The sequence below is a fragment of the Morganella sp. GD04133 genome (assembly GCF_029835375.1).
Lineage (GTDB): Bacteria > Pseudomonadota > Gammaproteobacteria > Enterobacterales > Enterobacteriaceae > Morganella > Morganella morganii_B.
Genome location: NZ_JAODZS010000002.1, coordinates 110,565 through 129,116 on the forward strand (window position 1 = coordinate 110,565; position 18,552 = coordinate 129,116).

Here is an 18,552-nt window from a genome sequence, read left to right on the forward strand (position 1 = left end):
CGGTTTATTAGTAAAATAATTTTATTGATTGACAGGGGCGTGCCGCAGGCGATAACTTCTGCGCTAACGTATTCCACGATCTGAACTTAAACCAAATATTTTAATTAACACAAAATACAACTAATTACATAGATTACGTGTATTCATCCGGTGACACAGCCCGGTGACAGCAATCACTTATCTTATGTATCTGTACGGGACAGTTAATTCCCTCTCAAAAATTCATAAGGACAGTCAATGAGTAAAAATGACCTTGGCAGCGTTGCGCCGAAAGAACGTATTAATATTAAATACACACCTCATGACGGCGGAAGCCAGGCAGAAATTGAATTACCTCATCATTTGCTGGTCATTGGTGACTTCAAAAACAAAGAAGAAGATACACCGATTGAAGAACGTAAAACCGTTTCTGTCGATCAGAATAACTTTAATTCCGTGATGGAGAATTCAGGTATTAACCTGACATTCGCTGTTAAAAATCACCTTGAAGAAGAAAGTGATTCAGAAATTCCTGTCAATCTTGATATTAAATCTCTGCGTGATTTTTCCCCTGACAATATTGCGAAAAATGTTCCGGAATTAAATAAGTTACTCGAATTGCGGGAAGCATTAGTTGCGCTGAAAGGACCGATGGGAAATATCCCGGCATTCCGTAAACAGCTTCAGGCTCTGCTGGATAATGAATCCACCCGTGAGCAACTGTTAAAAGAACTGGATATCGTCAGTAATAAATAATTGATGGGAATTGTATTATGTCTACAGCAACAGAAAGTATAAAACAGGAAGCAGGCCAGATCCCTGCCGGTACATCCCTGCTTGATGAAATTATGTCGCAGTCGCGGATGACCCCGGAAACCGAAGCCTACGATATTGCAAAACAGGGTGTGGCCGCCTTTATCAGTAACATCCTGGCCAGTGACTCAAAAGAAGAGCCGGTCAATAAGTTACTGATTGATAAGATGCTGGTCGAACTGGACAAGAAACTCAGTACCCAGATGGATGAAATTCTGCATAACCCGCAGTTTCAGGAAGTGGAGTCCTCCTGGCGTTCCCTGAAGTTACTCGTGGATCGCACTGATTTCCGTGAAAATATTAAAATTAATATTATTCATGCCACCAAATCCGAACTGCTGGAAGATTTTGAATTTTCACCGGAAATCGTCCAGTCCGGTTTCTATAAGCACGTCTATTCCGCCGGTTATGGTCAGTTTGGTGGTGAGCCGGTTGCCGCGATCGTCGGGAACTATGCTTTCAGTAATACCACACCGGATATGAAGCTGCTTCAATACGTCAGTGCTGTCGGTGCCATGGCTCACGCCCCGTTCCTGTCATCTGTTTCACCTGAGTTTTTCGGTGTGAGCAGCTATACCGAATTGCCGGCGATTAAAGATCTGAAATCTGTTTTTGAAGGTCCGGCACACACCAAATGGCGTTCTCTGCGTGAAGCGGAAGATTCCCGTTATCTCGGTCTGACCGCGCCGCGTTTCCTGCTGCGTCTTCCTTACGACATGGTTGAAAACCCGATTAAAAACTTCAACTACCGTGAAAGTGTCAAGCAAGACCACGACCACTATCTGTGGGGGAATACCGCATTTCTGCTGGCAGCCGGGATCAACAACAGTTTCGCCAAATACCGCTGGTGTCCGAACATCATCGGGCCGCAGAGCGGGGGGGCCGTCAGTGATCTGCCGGTTCACTGCTTTGAGGCGCTGGGCGAACTGCAGACCAAAATCCCGACAGAAGTGCTTATCACTGACCGCCGTGAATTCGAACTGGCAGAAGAAGGCTTCATTACCCTGACTATGCGTAAGGGCAGTGATAACGCCGCATTCTTCTCCGCCAACTCGGTGCAGAAACCAAAACATTACCCGAACACCCGTGAAGGTAAGATGGCAGAAACCAACTACAAACTGGGTACCCAGCTGCCATACATGTTCATTATCAACCGCCTGGCACACTATATCAAAGTGTTACAGCGTGAGCAGATCGGTGCATGGAAAGAGCGCCAGGATCTGGAGCGTGAGCTGAATATCTGGCTGAAGCAGTATATTGCCGATCAGGAAAACCCGCCGTCAGATGTCCGCAGCAAACGCCCTCTGCGTTCCGCACAGATTCAGGTACTGGATGTCGAAGGGGATCCGGGCTGGTATCAGGTGGCTATCCAGGTGCGTCCGCACTTCAAATACATGGGTGCCAGTTTCGAACTGTCACTGGTTGGCCGTCTCGATAAGGAATAACCGTCATGGGGGCGTATTATCATCGTCAGTCTTCACAACCGGTACGCCTTTTTGAACGGATAAGAGGGAAGCACGCCGGTGCTTCCCGTCAGTCCCGTACTGCCGCTCTGATTAATTCGGTCAAATCACACCTGACACAGGTGCTGAATACCCGGCCGGACACCTGTCAGAGCAGCAGTGAACTGGGTGTGACGGATCTCAATGATGCCACCGCAACAGCGGTGGATTTCCGTGCCAGTCTGGAAACGTCCATCAGAGACTGCATCCTGCGCTATGAGCCGCGGATCAGTGATGTCGCGGTGGAAGGTGTGATTGATGAACATAACCCGCTGCTTCTGGAGTTCCGGATCACCGCACTGGTGTTACTGGAAAATCAGTCTCAGCTGATTGAATTTAATATGCAGATGGACAGTCACCGGCATTACAGACTGAAGCAGGCCTGACAGAATGCCACGTAATCCCCGTTTTTCTGATGAACTTGAATATCTGCAACTGCTGGAAGATACCGTTGCGCGCCACAAGCCGCATCTGGTTAATTTTCTGGCGGAGAAGAGCACTGATCCGGATGTGCTGCGCCTGCTGGAAGGATTCGCTTATCTGTCCGCCTCCCTGCGCAGTCAGATTGAACGCCAGTTTCCGGAATTATCAAACAGCCTCGTCACCATGCTGTGGCCCAGTTATGCCCGGCCGTTTCCGTCAATGACAGTGATGCAGTTCGTGCCGTCCTCTTCCCTGAGCCGGCCTGTTTCGGTACCGGCGGGAACACGGTTTGAGAGTCAGCCCGTCACACTGGATGAAAGTGATGCGGAGGAAGATATTCTGCATCAGATGACCTGCCATTTCACACAAAGCCGTGATCTGCGGGTGATGCCGTTTACCGTCTCCTCTGTCACCGCTGACAGGCAGTCAGTCACGGTTTCGTTTTCACTGCCGCAACCGGTCCGGTTAGCGGATGCCGGTCTGGCGGAGTTACAGATTTATCTCGGCGGGGATGATTACACCTCGCAGGAACTCTATTTTCTGCTGAATCACGCGGTATCCGGCGCAACACTGGCCACCGGAAAGCATACGTATCAGCCGGAAAACATGACCGTATCACCAGTCGGGTTCAGCCGTGAGGATGCACTGCTGCCCTATCCTAAAAACAGTTATGAGGGGCATCGCCTGCTGCAGGAATACTTCAGTTTCCCGCGTGCTTTTCTGTTTCTGAATATTGAGGGACTTAATGATATTCCGGCGGTGATGTCCGGTGATCATTTTTCCCTGACCATTCACTTTTCCCGTCCGCTGCCGCCGGCTGCGGATATTAACAATGACAGCATCCGGATTAACTGTGTACCGGCGGCTAACCTGTTCCCGATGGAAAGTGAAGCCATTGAGCTGGACGGCAGACAAAGTGAGTACCCGCTCAGTCCGGGCTTTGCTCATCCCGGCAGCTACGATATTTTTTCTGTCACCCGGGTGGACGGACTGCGCCGCTGTGCCGGACAACCGGCAAAAATGACACATTACACGCAGTTTGAAAGTTTCCATCATCAGGAGCCGGTCAATAAAGGTGATGACGAGCTGTATTACCGCCTGCGCACACTGCCGTCGCCGGATGACGGCGGGTTCCGCCACCGGATGTCTTTTGTCCGCAGTAATGAACCGGCATTGATCGGTTGTGATGAAACCATTTCCGTTTCTCTGCTCTGCACCAACCGGGATGTGGCCGGTTATCTGCGGGCCGGTTCCGTTACCCGCAGCACGGCACCACTGCCGGATATTGCCGCAGTCAGCAATATCATGAAACCGACACAAACATTGCGGCCGTTGCTCGACCACTCGCTGCACTGGTCTGTGCTGACGAATATGTCGCTGAATTATCAGTCACTACTGAGTCTGGATGCATTACGGCAACTGTTACAGCTTTATGATCTGACCTCTGTTTTCCACCAGCAGACGGCCCGTCAGACACAGAAATGCCTTGATGCCCTGGTGAGCATGACCACGCAGCCCGCTGAATACCTGTACCGGGGATTGCCGGTGCGCGGGCTGAAATCCACCTTATCTGTTCATCAGAGTGCGTTCTCATCCGAGGGCGGGCTCTATTTGTTTTGTTCCGTTATTGCTCACTTTTTCGGGCTCTATACCAGCGTGAATACCTTTCATGAGCTGGAAGTGATCAATATGGATAACCGGGAAGTGTATGTATGGCCGGCGAAAGTCAATCACACCGTTCTGCGCTGACATCCTCCGCCGGCGATGGTACTGCCGCCATGACGGAGTATGACTTTTATCAGCTGGCAGAGTTACTGATTAAATCCGTGACCGCGGCCGGAAAGTCCGCACAGGAGAGTATCCGTTTCTCGGCAAGTGCCGGCATCGCCTTTCCGACACGGGATGTAACCGATGTCACCCGCCGTGAGGACGGCAGCTATGATGTCAAAGTAGCGTTTCTGGGCCTGCACGGCAGCCAGTCTCCGCTGCCGGGCTATTACCTCGACAGCCTGGCGTGGGAAGAAGCCCAGCAGACCGAAAGCGTCACAGATTTTCTCAATCTGTTTAATCACCGCTTTGTCACACTGCTGCACCGGATCTGGCGGAAATACCGCTATTACATTTCGTTTGAGCCGGACGGACGTGATCCGTTTTCCCGCTACATGTTCACGCTGCTCGGGCTGGGCAGCGAAAGTAACCGCAGCCGGATCCGGATCAATCACAACAAAATGCTGGCCTATGCCGGATTACTGGCAAGCCCCGGGCGCTCAGCGGATGTGATATGCAGCCTGATTTCCCACTGTTTTGATCTGGACCATGTGGAGCTGTCAGGCTGGGAAAGCCGCCGGGTGCCGATTGCGGACGATCAGCAGAACCGGCTGGGTGAAATTCTGTACAGCGCAAGCCGGACCGCGCAGCCGCGTTCCCTGCTCGGTGAAAATTTCAGTCTCGGCGCCCGCATTGAAGACTGTAACGGAAAATGCACTATTGAAATCAGTGAATTACCACTGAGCCGTTACATGCGTTTCTTACCGAACGGCCCGGATTATCTGCCGCTGGTCGCCTTTGTGTCTTACATCATGCACGAGCAGCTGGCCTGGGATCTGCGGCTGCGAATGGCGGAAAAACAGGTCGGCGGGATGGTTCTCGGCGAAAACGATAACAATCAACTGGGCTGGCGGAGTTTTATCGGGCAACCGGAACTGAAGCCTTTTGTGACGATTTCAGTATTGGAATAACATCATGGATAAACCACAACTTAATTTTCATTTGGTGAACAGTAACCGGCTGGAAAGCGGCCGGGCTGCAACTGCGCAGTTTTCCTCTCAGGGCGGCACTATCGGCAGTAACGCCGACTGTACCTGGTCACTCCAGGACAGCCTCGGCAAAGTCGCCGGGGTTCAGTGCCGCATTGTCTGGCAGGATCAGACATTCTGCCTGAAAACCCTGACCGAGCAGGTCCGCCTCAATCAGACGGCGATCCCCCGCCACGCGGGTGCTGTCCGTCTGTCACAGGGCGATATCGTTGAGATCGGCGAACTGCAGTTTAAAACCCATCTTGCCATGACCGATGAACCTTACCGCGACCCGATGGCTGTGGCACCCCAGGATATCGTGTCCGCCGGCAGTAATCCGCTGGATAACCTGATGGATACCCGCACCACACAGGATAACACCCTGCATCAGGGCGATGATACCGCGCCGGCTGTTTTGGGTTCACGCACCCGTGACCCGTTACAGGCACTGGAAAATGAAAGCCTGACCGGCGGCGCGCAGATAAAAAACGACATCTCCGGTCTGCTGGCCGATAACTATCCGGCCTCATCCGCCGCCATGCCGCTCTCCGATAACAGAGGGAACACCATTGTGCAGGAATATATGGATCTGCCGACACTGTCCGCCACCGATCGCACTGATGATCTGCTGCCGCTCACCGATGCCGATCATATTGCGGTAAATCCGCTGATGCGCGGGCTGGAAGCGCATTTACCGATGCACAATTCCCGTCAGGCCAATGATTTTCTGACCGAGATCGGCCGGACACTCAAAGCGGCTATTGAAGGACTTCTCGCACTGCAGAAAACCCAGGATAACCTGCGCGACAAACAATTGCGCCCGATCGAGGATAACCCGCTGCGTCTGAATGTGGATTACCAGGAAGCTCTGCACCTGCTGTTCGGTGATGAACGCAGTCCGGTACATCTGTCCCCGACCGCCGCCGTCAGCGAGAGCCTGGCCAATATGCAGCTTCATTATCAGGCCAATCTGGAAGCGATTTCCGTGGCACTGGATACCATGCTCGATGCCTTCTCACCGGAGCGGCTGCTGGCGCGTTTTTCCCGGTATCAGCGGGCGGGCGAAGAGAGCAGTTCAGATCCGGCATGGGCATGGCAGATGTATGTCAGCTACTACCGTGAGCTGAAATCCTGCCGCCAGCAGGGGTTTGAGAAACTCTTTTATGAAGTTTACACCCATGCCTATGACCGGGCATTACGTAAAAGTTTATAAGGGACATCCATCATGAGTGTGAAACTGCGATACGGATTGTTGCTGCTGATCCTGGTATTAAGCGGATGCAGCAAATCCTGGGAAGCGACCAAAAAAGTCGGCAAGGTGCTGTGGGATCCGGATACGCCGGTGGGCAAAGCGAGCCAGCAACCCTCTGAAATTGCTATCACACTTCTGGCGGAACCCGATATCAATCCGAATCAGGATGGTGAGCCGTCTCCGGTGGAGATGCAGCTTGTCTATCTCAGCGAGGACTCCCGCTTTGAATCGATGGATTTCGATCAGCTGGATGAAAAACCGCTGCCGGATGTGCTCGGTAAAAACTATATCGATCACCAGGATTACACACTGACACCGGATCAATACAAACCGCTGGCATTACTGCGGACCACCGGTGAAAACCGCTATCTGGGTGTGATCGTCCGTTACTCGGATCCCAATGTTACCGAATGGAAAAAAATCATCAAATTAAGCGGAATCGGACGGCAGTATTACCTGCTGGTTCATGTCAGGGCAAATGAAGTGGAATTGCGCAAAGAGGAAGAAGAATAATATGTCGATGAAAAACCGGGTTATCTGGCGCGAAGGTCTGTTTATCAAGCCCCAGCATTTCCAGCAGCAGCAGCGCCACCAGGATTATGTGACAGAGAGCCTGCTCTCTGCGTTCTTCGGTCATCATGCCGGGTTTACCTCGCTGGTGATCAACGACGATATTCTGCGGCTGGGCCGGATCGGCATTTCAGAGGCGACCGGTGTGATGCCGGACGGCACCCTGTTCTCCATGCCATCGCAGGATGAACTGCCGCCGCCGATTGATATCGCACCGATCAATGATACCGGCAACAACATTATCTATCTTGCCCTGCCGCTGCACAGTGCCACTGTCAATGAAATTGCGGCCGGGCATAACAACCACCTGACGGCGCGCTATAAAGAGTTCAGCCTGGATGTCCGTGATCTGCACACCGAAAGCGGTGATGTCAGTATGCTGAATGTGGCAAAACTCAGCCCGGTCCTGAAACAGGGTGCAACAGAGCTGAATGCCTATGTGTCTGTGCCTGTCTGCCGTATCAGTGAACAGACAGCAGACGGCGGGCTGATCCTCGACGATACCTTTATTCCGTCCTGCCTGAATATTCGTTTATCGCCATCCCTGACAGGATTTCTCGATGAACTGAGCGGCACACTGGCCGAACGCGCCCGGCAACTGGCCGGACGGATCGGTTCACCGGGGCAGCAGGGTATCGCCGATGTGGCGGAATTTATGATGTTACAGCTTCTCAACCGTGCATCCCCGCGTTTTGCGCACTTTGCTGCCCAGGATGTGCTGCATCCGGAGCCGTTATTCTGCGAACTGCGCTCATTGTGCGGTGAACTGCATACTTTTACCGATCAGTCACGGCTGGCAGGGCAACTGCCGAAGTATAACCACCAGGCTCTGGCTGAATGCTATCCGCCACTGATGCGGGCACTGCGCCTGGCACTGAGTGTGGTACTGACACCACGTGCTATTGCGATTCACCTTCAGGAACAGGAACACGGCATCCGCGTGGCGACAATTCAGGATCCGCAACTGTTGCAGCAGGGCGAGTTTATCGTGGCGATCCGCGCTCAGATGCCGCAGGAACAGCTGCGCCGCCAGTTCACCCAGCAGACCAAAGTCACCTCCATCAACCGCATCCGCGATCTGGTCAGTGTCCAGCTGCCGGGGGTATCACTGATTTCTCTGTCTGCTGCTCCGCGCCAGCTGCCGTATCACGCGGGTTACACCTATTTCCGGCTGGATCGCCAGGGCACAGCCTGGCAGGAAATTCAGCAGAGCGGCTCTGTCGCCTTCCACGTTGCCGGTAACTTCCCGGAGCTGGATATTCAGTTCTGGGCCATCCGTAACGGGGGCGATTTATGACCGATGATTTACTGACCGGCAGCCTGTATGAGGATACCTCTGAGGATGCACAGTATCTGCGCCAGCGGAGGCATAAGCAGTACCGGATCCCGCTGCGCGGTGAAAATATTAACCCGATGATTGATGCAGCCACCCCGCTGCTCGGTATGGTTATGCGGATGCATACGATGTCCGGTTCGCCGCTGCCGGACAAGCTTTATCAGCAGGTGGTGACAGATATTCAGGCCATCGAGCAGCAGTTGCAGTCTCAGGGCTATGAACCGGGCGCGATTGTCTCGTTTCGCTACGTGCTTTGCACCTTTATTGATGAAACCGCGCTGGGCCTCGGCTGGAATGCGGATAACGGCTGGGTGAAAAAATCCCTGCTGGTGCATTTCCACAATGAATCGTGGGGCGGGGAAAAAGTGTTCATTCTGATCGAACGCCTGCTCGGTGAGCCGAAACGCTATCTGGATCTGATTGAGTTTATCTGGCTGTGTCTGTGCCTCGGTTACCGGGGCCGTTATAAAGTCACCCAGGGCCATAACGATGAATTTAACCGTCTGCTGCGCCGCCTGCAAAAACAGATCCGCCAGCTGCGCCCCGAACAGGGCGCTGTTGTGCTGTATGAAAATACCACCACGGATCCTCACCGCTACCGGCTGGGAAAACGTCTGCGGCTCAAATATATCTTTATCGCCGGCATACTGATGGCCGCCGGTATTTACGGCCTGTATCTGTCACAGCTCAATAATCAGACACACCATATTTTGGAACAACTTACTCCGTTACTGAGTCAGGGTATACACTGATGATAAATATCGATCTTTCTACACTCGTTAACCGCCTCGATCCTGTGGCAAAACATGCACTGGAAAATGCTGCCGCCCGCAGCGTCAGTGAACAGCAGCCGGAAATCACTGCCGCGCTGTTTTTAGGCTGCCTGCTGGAAACGCCGTTAACCGATGTGCGGGTAATCTGCCAGCGCGCCGGTATTGATCACAGCGAACTGGCGGACATGACCGCAGCGCTGATCCCGCCGCATCAGGCACTGACCCAGGGGTATCCGGGGTTTTCCCCGCTGCTGACTGAGCTGCTGAAAGACAGCTGGCTGGTCGCTTCCGCCGAATATCAGCATACCACGCTGCGCTCCGGTGTTATCCTGCTGGTGCTGCTGCAGATGCCGCAGCGTTACCTGCCGCAGCAGGCCTGCACACTGCTCAGTAACATAAATCGTGAACAATTAAAGCAGCAGTTTGATGAGTGGACAGCGGGTTCGGCAGAAAGCCAGTCCGGTGATTTCAGCACTCAGCCTGCGGGCAGCAATACCCCGGCGGCGGACAGCCTGCTCGCCCGTTTCACTCAGAATATGTCAGAGCTGGCACGGCAGAATAAGCTGGATCCGGTTCTGTGCCGTGATAACGAAATCGACCTGATGATCGATATCCTCTGCCGCCGCCGCAAAAACAACCCGGTGGTTGTCGGTGAGCCCGGTGTCGGGAAAAGCGCACTGATTGAAGGCCTGGCACTGCGTATTGAGGCTGGTGAGGTACCGGAAAAACTGCGCCGCTGTCAGCTGCATGTACTGGATCTGGGCGCGATTCAGGCCGGTGCCGCCGTCAAAGGGGAATTTGAAAAACGGTTCAAAGGGCTGATTCAGGAAGTCACCGGTTCCGCCACCCCGATCATTCTGTTTATTGATGAGGCGCATACCCTGATCGGTGCCGGTAACCAGCAGGGCGGCACCGATGTCGCCAACCTCCTCAAACCGGCGCTGGCACGGGGGGAGCTCTGCACTATCGCGGCAACCACCTGGAGTGAATACAAAAAGTATTTTGAGAAAGATGCGGCACTGGCGCGGCGCTTCCAGTTAGTTCAGGTCAAAGAACCGACTGCGGCGGAAGCGGTGATTATCATGCGCGGCCTGCGCACGGCCTATGAGTCCGCCCATCAGGTCTTTATTGATGATGATGCGCTGCGGGCCTCGGCTGAGCTGAGTGACCGCTATCTGTCCGGTCGTCAGTTACCGGATAAAGCCATTGATGTGCTGGATACGGCCTGTGCGCGGACCGCGATCAATCTGACTTCACCACCGAAACAGATTTCCGCCCTGAAAACACAGTTACACCAGATCAGCACGGAGCGGGATGTGCTGGCGCGCGAAGCCCTGCTCGGACTGGTGGATCACACTGACCGCCTGGCCGCGCTGCAACAGCAGTCTGAACAATTACAGCAGTCACTGGATCAGTTACAGACTGACTGGCAGGCACAGCAGACATTAGTCCGCGATATCATCCGCTTACGGGCGAAACTGCTTGGCAGCGCAGAACAACACGCAGAGACAAATGATACAACGGTACAGACGGAAAACGCATCAGACCCGGCAGAGACCGGTGAAGCCGCTGAGCCGGAAACCACAGAAAGCATCCGTGAACAGTTACAGACACTGAATGCAGAACTGGAAACCCGCCAGAAGCTCTCCTCCCTGGTGTCCCCGCATGTCGGCAAAAAACAGATTGCTGAAGTGATCGCCAAATGGACCGGTGTTCCGCTCAACCGTCTGTCACAGGATGCCCTTGCCGTGGTCACCGAGTTACCGGCTTATCTTAGGGAATCCATCAAAGGTCAGGATCTGGCGATTGCACATCTGCATAAACACCTGCTGACCGCCCGTGCCGACCTGCGGCGTCCCGGCCGTCCGCTGGGGGCTTTCCTGCTGGCCGGGCCGAGCGGTGTGGGGAAAACCGAAACGGTATTGCAGATAGCGCAGCTGATGTTCGGCGGCACACAATATCTCACTACCATTAATATGTCCGAGTTCCAGGAAAAGCACACAATTTCCCGCCTGATCGGCTCCCCGCCGGGGTATGTCGGTTACGGTGAAGGCGGTGTGCTGACGGAAGCCATCCGCCGCAAGCCTTACTCCGTGGTGTTGCTGGATGAAGTGGAAAAAGCCCATCCGGATGTGCTGAATCTCTTTTATCAGGCCTTCGACAAAGGGGAAGTGGCTGACGGTGAAGGCCGGGTGATTGACTGCAAAAATATCGCCTTTTTCCTGACCTCAAACCTGGGTGACAGCACGATTGTCGCTTATGAAAACCGCCCGGATGAACTGCTGGATGCGCTGTATCCGGAACTGACCACGTTCTTCAGACCGGCACTGCTTGCCAGGATGGAAGTGATCCCGTATCTGCCGCTCAATGACGAAACGCTGACACGGATCATCCGCGCCAAACTCAGCCAGCTGGAAGCGCGTCTGGTACAGCGTTTCGGCGCACAGGTCACTATCAGTGATGCCGTTTATAACGCCATTATTCAGCGCGCAAACCGGGCTGAGAACGGTGCCCGTATTCTGGAATCCGTCATCGATGGTCACTTACTGCCACCGCTTTCCCTGCTGCTGCTCAAACACACGGCAGCCGGAAAAACCATCCGTCATATCACGCTGTCAGCCACGGATGACAAATTCACCGCTGAGGTGGATGCGGAATAATGAAGAACCGACTGAAAAATGCGCTGTCACTGATAGACTGCCCGACAACCGAATCACTGATAACGCAGTTTCTGCCGCACTGTTTTTTCCGCAGCTCCCTGAGCGCACTGGCTGTGGTCGTACTCAGCCCGCGGGATAACCGGCTGCTCAGTTACTCGGTCGATTATTCACAACCACAGGTCACTGCCGGTCTGCTGGACACCGATGCGTCTGATATCAGTCAGCCGCTGGTACAGGTAACCTTTAACCGGACACCGCTTTGCTGGACAAACCTGTCACAGGGCAGCCATCTCGAGGAAAGCAGTCTGAAAACGTTTATCCGCGGATTACCGGCGAACAGCGGTATCCACGGATTTCCGTTCTGCGATCACGAGGGCAAACCCGCCGGGGCTATCTGCCGTCTCGGTACCGGTCTGACCCGCAAAGAACACGAACGGGGCATGACGGCGATCTATTACCGGATTTTTTGTCATCACTTCTGCTCGCTGACCCAGCGGATGCAGATCCGGACACAGAATCAGCAGCTGTGCGGGCTGCTTCAGCTGGCTCAGGAAAAGGAGCGCAGGCTGGAAGCGATGATGACACAAACCATGGTGACCCCCGCACTGCCACCGTCATCCGATCCGGATATGTCCGGTATCAGAGACCTGACCTCCGCCCTCGACCGGTATGAATCCGACATTCTGAACTACCGGATGCAGGCGGATAACCACGACCTGAATGAAGCCGCAGTGAACCTGAATATCTCCAAACGTGCCCTGGTGTACAAATTAAAAAAATACGGATACATGTCATGACCAAGAGGATGCTTCAGAGCGTGACCGCTTTGCTGATACTGACACCGCTGTGGAGCCCGGCACAACCGGTTCCCGCACTTTCCGGTGATATGTCAGCACGGCTGGACACCTGCCGTAAAGAGTCGTCACCGCTGGTGCGGCTGGACTGCTATGACAACATCGGCAGGGACAACGCCGTGCCGCAGACGGCCCCGGCGGCGAAAGGCGAGATCCGGCGCCGGGCGGCAGACAATGAAGAGAAACGGACAGAACATACCGTGACCTTCATCACCACCCAGCCCCGTGAAGGTACCTGGCCTGTGGTCATGACCGCACCGGCGATTGGCACACAACCGCCCCGCCCGATCCTGATGCTCAGTTGCATCGATAACATTACACGGATGCAGCTGATCATGAACGCCCCGGTGACAGTACATGCTGTCCGTTTATCCACCCCGGAAACCTCATTCAGCAGTGACTGGTTTATCCGCGAAAGCGGTTATGTGCTGGAATCCAGCCGGGGTCTGGCCGGGATCGGTGAAATCAAACGCATTATGACCGGCGACTCACTGACCATCACGCCGGAAAACGGGGAACCGGTGACTTTTGATCTGTCTCAGCTGACAGAAAGTATCAAACCTTTACGCGCGGCCTGCCGCTGGTGAATAGCATGATAGCAACACGTTTTAACTGGTCTGAACAACTGCTCGCCCCGCTTGATCCCGGGCAGATAAGCAGTATGGTCAGTGACAGCAACCCGGACTGGGAATATATCGACGGTGAAATGATTAAATTCGGCTCCCTGACGCATGCCTCTCTGGATATTGAGGCTATTCAGTCACGGATCCTCACTCTGCTGTCTGCCACCACAAAAGATCTCCGCCTGGTGGTACACCTGCTGCGCACCCTGCAGCATGCCGGAAATGCAGAGGAAATCACGCTGGGCGCGCAACTCTTTTCCCTGTTCTGCCGTCAGTTCTGGCACGACTGTTATCCTGACAATATCAGACTGAAAGTCCGTCTGACACAACAGGTTTTACAGCGTTTTGAGCTGGCACAGGATAATTTTACCCGTCAGGCCTCCGCTGCACAGCGGGATAATGTCCTCGGGGATTTTGCCGGACTGGCGCAGTTCTGGAGTGAAAACCACCAGGTCCTGTCACAAAAACTGGATGATCTGAGCCGGGGTTACCGCCGCATTGAGAACAGCGCACCGGACACTGTCACGGCCTCTGTCCGTCCGGCGGCAGATACCACCACAACCACACCGCCTGCAGATCCTGCACCGCGTAGTCTGCCTGCCGCAGAAACCGGAACGGATGGCGGTTTTCCGGTCGCTGACCTTGACAGCGGAAATGACCGCACCCGCAAATCGGCCCTGCTGAATGCCGCGGATGCCCTTTGCCGCAGCGCCCCGGAAAATGCCATCGGCTATCAGCTGCGCCGTTATGCTGTCTGGCACACTATTCAGTCCGTACCGTCCGCCGATGCCACCGGAAAAACCCCGCTGGCAGCCATTGCTGCCGATCGGGTTACCGCCTACCGCAAACAGCTGACACAGGCTGATCCGGTATTACTGGCTGATATTGAACAGAGTCTCAGCCTCGCACCTTACTGGCTGGACGGTCATTATCTGGCCGCGCAGGCCGCGCAGCAGCTGGGACTGGATACCGTTGCACAGGCCATTCGCCGCTGTGTATCGGAGTTTGTCGCCCGTCTGCCGCAGCTGACCACCCTGAGTTTCTCCGATAAAACCCCGTACGCCGGGGCTGACACCCTGGCCTGGCTGACCGCAGCGGATTCCGCCGGGACAACCGGGGTCAGCAGCGCCGGGGCAGACACGGATGAGATCACCCGCTGCTATCAGGAAAGCGGTCTCGATGCAGCGCTGCAAAAGATTGACACCGCCATAAACCGGGCTGAACAGCTGCGTGACCGCGTCTGCCTGCAACTTCTGGCAGCATCACTGTTTGAGCAGTCAGGCATGACGGGACTTGCTCAGGCTCAGTATCAGCAACTGCATGACATCGTATCACGCAGCACAGTAACGCAGTGGGAACCCGCTTTACTGCAACAGCTTACCGGAAAACTTCCGGAGTCCGATTTCAGAAGGAATAACGTTTAATGAAAAAACCATCCTTATCATCCGTGGATGCACAGGGCCTGATCAGAAAATGGTTTAAAACCGATAAACCCAGACTTAAATCGGCATGGGCTGTTTTTCTGGCCATCATTCCGGCGCTGATCCTTATTTGGATTTGGGGAGCGGATTTCAGCTTCCGTGATGACTATCCGCTGCGTCCGGTCAGCGCCCGCTGGCTGGCAACATTCGGGCTGTTCCTGGTTGTTATCGGTTGGGTGGGATACACCGCCCGGCGGCGTGTCCGCGAACTGGAAAAACTGAAACTGGATGTTGAACTGACCGTTTCAGACCCGGTCCGCAAAGATATTGAATTTCAGAACCGCTATCTCAGCCGCTGGCTCAGCGAACTGCGCCGTCACCTCGGCGACAATCGTCATTCACTCTATCAGCGCCCGTGGTATCTGGTGCTCGGCGCGGAAAACAGCGGCAAACATACCCTGTTTTCCGCTAATCTCGGCCTGCTGGATCTGGTACCGCAGGACAGGATCGTCTCAGAAGACGGTATCGCCCTGCATGTCCGCTGCTCACTGACAGATAAAGCCGTGCTGCTGATGCCGCGCGGGCATCTGATCACGCAGCCGCACGATGACAGTGAAAAACCGCAGCTGTATCACCGCCTGTGGAACAGCCTGCTCGGGCGCATGGCAGAGGAGCGTACCCGTCAGCCACTGAACGGTATCATTCTGACCATCGACACCGCCCGGCTGATGACCGAAGACAAAGAAGCCGGCAGCCGTTATTTTGCCGATATTCATATGCGGTTGCAGGATATCCGCCTTGCCTTTAACACCCGTCCTCCGGTGTATATCGTGCTGACCAAACTGGATCTGTTACAGGGTTTCAGTGCCATGTTCCAGTCACTGGGTGTGGCAGAACAGGAATCCGTTCTCGGCGTCACATTTACCCGGGACGATCAGCACAACTGGATCAGTGAACTCACCACCTTCTGGGAGAAATGGATCAGTCAGCTCAACGCCGCTCTGCCGGAAATGATGCTGAACCGGGTCGATGACAGCCAGCGCAGCGAGCTGTTCAGCTTTATCCGCCAGATGGTCGGGCTGCAGAACCGGGTGACAGAACTGACAGAACAACTTATCGGCAGCAATGATGACGACATCCCGCTGATCCGCGGTATTTATCTGACCTCTTCCGCCCAGCGCGGTCAGATCGACGATATCTTCACGCAAAGCGCCGCCATGCAGTACAACCTGCCGCCCGCACCGACACATACCTGGCCGGTCAGTGAAAGTCAGCCCTGGTTTACCGGTCAGCTGTTCCGTGATGTGCTGTTCTCAGAACCGAATCTGGCGGCAGAAAACCGTTTCTGGTTACGCCGCCATCACCACAACGTCTTTTTTGCCTCGCTGGCAACGGCGGCAGGGATTATTGCCCTCTGGGTCGGCTGGCATCATTATTATGACCAGAACTACCAGGCAGGTAAAAACGTGCTCTCCGAAGTCAGTGCATTCAGCAGTGTGACGGCGGATAACCAGCAGGACACCACCGGCGTGCGTCAGTTGCCTATCCTCAATCCGCTGTCGGAAGCCACGCTGGCTTACGGCAATTACCGCGAGAAAAACGGTATCCTGACCGATCTTGGTCTGTATCAGGGGAAAAAAGTCGGCCCGTATGTGGAAAAAAGTTATCTGCAACTGCTGATCGAACGTTTTCTGCCGGCCATCATGGCCGGATTACAGCAGGATCTGGCCCGTGCGCCGGAAAACAGCGAGGAAAAGCTCACTATTCTGCGTGTCATGCGCATGCTGGAAGACAAAAGCGGCCGTAATAATGCGATTGTCAAAGATTACCTGCGCAAACGCTGGAGCCGTGAATTCACCGGGCAAAACGAAATTCAGTCACAGCTGATGGCGCACCTGGATTATGCCCTTGAGCATACCGACTGGGCAGCAGACCGCGAGCGCGGAGATGCGTTAGCCGGTCAGGCCTTCCAACCGTTTGCCCCGGCTATCCGTAACGCCCAGAAAGAGCTGAGCCGCCTTTCGCTCTATCAGCGGGTATATCAGACACTGCGCCTGAAAGGCCTCAATGAGCTGTCGTCACCGCTGGATCTGCGCCATATGATCGGGCCGAGTTTCAGCCATGTTTTCGTTTCACTGGATGATGAAAAACTGGAAGTGCCGCAGTTCCTGACCCGCAACGGACTGACCAATTACTTTATCCGGCAGAATGAGGCGCTGGTGGATCTGACCGCACTGGATGCCTGGGTACTGAATTTGTCACAGGATGTCCGTTACAGCGAAAGTGACCGCCGGGAGATTCAGCATCAGATCAGCGAACAGTACCTCGGTGATTATGCCGCAAACTGGCGGGCAGCAATGAGCAATCTGGAAGTCCGTGAGTTTGAAACCATCCAGGATGAAATCAGTGCGCTGGAGCAAATTATCAGCGGCGAGCAGCCGTTACGCCGGGCCCTGCAAATCCTGCGGGATAACACCAGTCTGCCTGCCGTGGACAACAACCTGACAGAGAAAGAAAAACAGGCCCTTATGACGCAGGGTGAGTACCGGTTACTCGGGCGGATCAACCGCGAATTCGCGCCGCAGACAGAAATACTGGTCAGTAACAACGGCGAAAACCTGCAAAACGTCAACCAGAAACTGAATGACCTGCATCGTTACCTGCTCAGTATCGCAAATGCGCCGGTGCCGGGCAAAGCCGCACTGAAAGCCGTTTTTCTGCGTCTGGAAGAAAATAACCGCGATGCCATTTTTGAAGTCAGCCAGATGGCGAAAACCATGCCGGAACCTCTCGGCCGCTGGATTGGTGAACTGGCTGACCAGGCGTGGATTGTGGTGCAGAAAGAGGCGATCCGTTATCTCGAAGTGGAATGGAATGAATCCGTGGTCAAACAGTACAACAGCTACATTGCCGGCCGTTATCCGTTTGATCCGCAATCAAACCGTGATGTTCCGCTGAGTGAGTTTGAGCGCTTTTTCAAACCGGGCGGGACACTGGATGCTTTCTGGCAGCAGAATCTGCGGCCGTTTGCCGAGAACAATCTGCTGGTGAATGAGGACGGGCAGTCACTGATCCGCCCGGATGTGCTGGAACAGATTGAAACGGCCAACCGCATCCGTAATACCTTCTTTACCCCGCAGGGTAACCTTGAAACTCAGTTTGCCATTGAACCGGTCCAGTTGTCCGGAAACAAACGGCGCAGTGTGCTGAATCTTGACGGACAAATTCTCGATTATGCACACGGACGCAGCAACACCGTTCATATGATCTGGCCTAACTCCATGCGTTCCGGCGGAGAAAGTAAGCTGACCCTGGTTTCCGGCTCCACCGGCAAATCACCGCGTGCGATTGTCCGCAATGGCCCGTGGGCACTCATCCGGCTGATTCAGTCCGGTAAACTGACCAATGTGAACGCCGACAGTTTCGATGTCCGCTTTACGGTGGATGACGGGGAAATGACCTACCGCATCTCTGTTGATGAGTCGGATAATCCATTCTCCGGCAATCTGTTTTCCCGTTTCAGCCTGCCTGAAACCCTGTATTAATGACGG

14 protein-coding genes are annotated in these 18,552 nt (G+C 54.3%); all 14 read left to right on the plus strand.

Annotated features, from left to right (window positions below; all coding sequences use genetic code 11):
* Positions 1–237 precede the first annotated feature (237 nt).
* From tssB to tssM, 14 genes are read left to right on the plus strand one after another with little or no spacing between them, the layout of a single operon-like run.
* The gene (gene tssB, locus N7387_RS01390; RefSeq protein WP_025152075.1) at positions 238–735 is read left to right on the plus strand and encodes a type VI secretion system contractile sheath small subunit; all 498 of its coding nucleotides are present in this window, start codon (positions 238–240) and stop codon (positions 733–735) included.
* Positions 736–752: 17 nt separating this feature from the next.
* Positions 753–2,237 (plus strand): type VI secretion system contractile sheath large subunit, encoded by a 1,485-nt coding sequence (tssC, locus tag N7387_RS01395; protein WP_045137852.1) that lies wholly within the window; start codon positions 753–755, stop codon positions 2,235–2,237.
* A gap of 5 nt (positions 2,238–2,242) precedes the next feature.
* Entirely contained in the window at positions 2,243–2,680 is a 438-nt protein-coding gene (gene tssE / locus N7387_RS01400; RefSeq protein ID WP_262860906.1) for a type VI secretion system baseplate subunit TssE, read from the plus strand.
* 4 nt (positions 2,681–2,684) lie between these two features.
* On the plus strand, positions 2,685–4,466 hold the full coding sequence (gene tssF / locus N7387_RS01405; RefSeq protein ID WP_279796211.1) for a type VI secretion system baseplate subunit TssF: 1,782 nt from the start codon (positions 2,685–2,687) through the stop codon (positions 4,464–4,466).
* The gene (gene tssG, locus N7387_RS01410) at positions 4,430–5,455 is read left to right on the plus strand and encodes a type VI secretion system baseplate subunit TssG (protein WP_274369193.1); all 1,026 of its coding nucleotides are present in this window, start codon (positions 4,430–4,432) and stop codon (positions 5,453–5,455) included. Before tssF ends, tssG begins: the two co-directional genes overlap by 37 nt.
* A gap of 4 nt (positions 5,456–5,459) precedes the next feature.
* Positions 5,460–6,725, plus strand: a complete 1,266-nt coding sequence (gene tagH / locus N7387_RS01415) for a type VI secretion system-associated FHA domain protein TagH (protein ID WP_279796212.1) — start codon at positions 5,460–5,462, stop codon at positions 6,723–6,725.
* A 12-nt stretch (positions 6,726–6,737) separates the two neighbouring features.
* On the plus strand, positions 6,738–7,277 hold the full coding sequence (gene tssJ, locus N7387_RS01420; RefSeq protein ID WP_262860910.1) for a type VI secretion system lipoprotein TssJ: 540 nt from the start codon (positions 6,738–6,740) through the stop codon (positions 7,275–7,277).
* Position 7,278: 1 nt separating this feature from the next.
* Positions 7,279–8,631: a type VI secretion system baseplate subunit TssK gene (gene tssK, locus N7387_RS01425; protein WP_262860911.1), complete on the plus strand. Its 1,353-nt coding sequence runs from the start codon at positions 7,279–7,281 to the stop codon at positions 8,629–8,631.
* Entirely contained in the window at positions 8,628–9,422 is a 795-nt protein-coding gene (gene icmH / locus N7387_RS01430) for a type IVB secretion system protein IcmH/DotU (RefSeq protein ID WP_262860912.1), read from the plus strand. The genes tssK and icmH overlap by 4 nt, the downstream gene beginning before the upstream one ends.
* Entirely contained in the window at positions 9,422–12,103 is a 2,682-nt protein-coding gene (gene tssH / locus N7387_RS01435; protein WP_279796214.1) for a type VI secretion system ATPase TssH, read from the plus strand. The genes icmH and tssH overlap by 1 nt, the downstream gene beginning before the upstream one ends.
* Positions 12,103–12,900, plus strand: a complete 798-nt coding sequence (locus N7387_RS01440) for a hypothetical protein (protein ID WP_279796215.1) — start codon at positions 12,103–12,105, stop codon at positions 12,898–12,900. Before tssH ends, N7387_RS01440 begins: the two co-directional genes overlap by 1 nt.
* Entirely contained in the window at positions 12,897–13,544 is a 648-nt protein-coding gene (gene vasI, locus N7387_RS01445) for a type VI secretion system-associated protein VasI (RefSeq protein ID WP_262882104.1), read from the plus strand. The genes N7387_RS01440 and vasI overlap by 4 nt, the downstream gene beginning before the upstream one ends.
* A 5-nt stretch (positions 13,545–13,549) precedes the next feature.
* Complete coding sequence (tssA, locus tag N7387_RS01450; protein ID WP_279796217.1) at positions 13,550–15,004, plus strand: type VI secretion system protein TssA; 1,455 nt, start codon at positions 13,550–13,552, stop codon at positions 15,002–15,004.
* Positions 15,004–18,546: a type VI secretion system membrane subunit TssM gene (tssM, locus tag N7387_RS01455; protein ID WP_279796218.1), complete on the plus strand. Its 3,543-nt coding sequence runs from the start codon at positions 15,004–15,006 to the stop codon at positions 18,544–18,546. The genes tssA and tssM overlap by 1 nt, the downstream gene beginning before the upstream one ends.
* Positions 18,547–18,552: the final 6 nt, after the last annotated feature.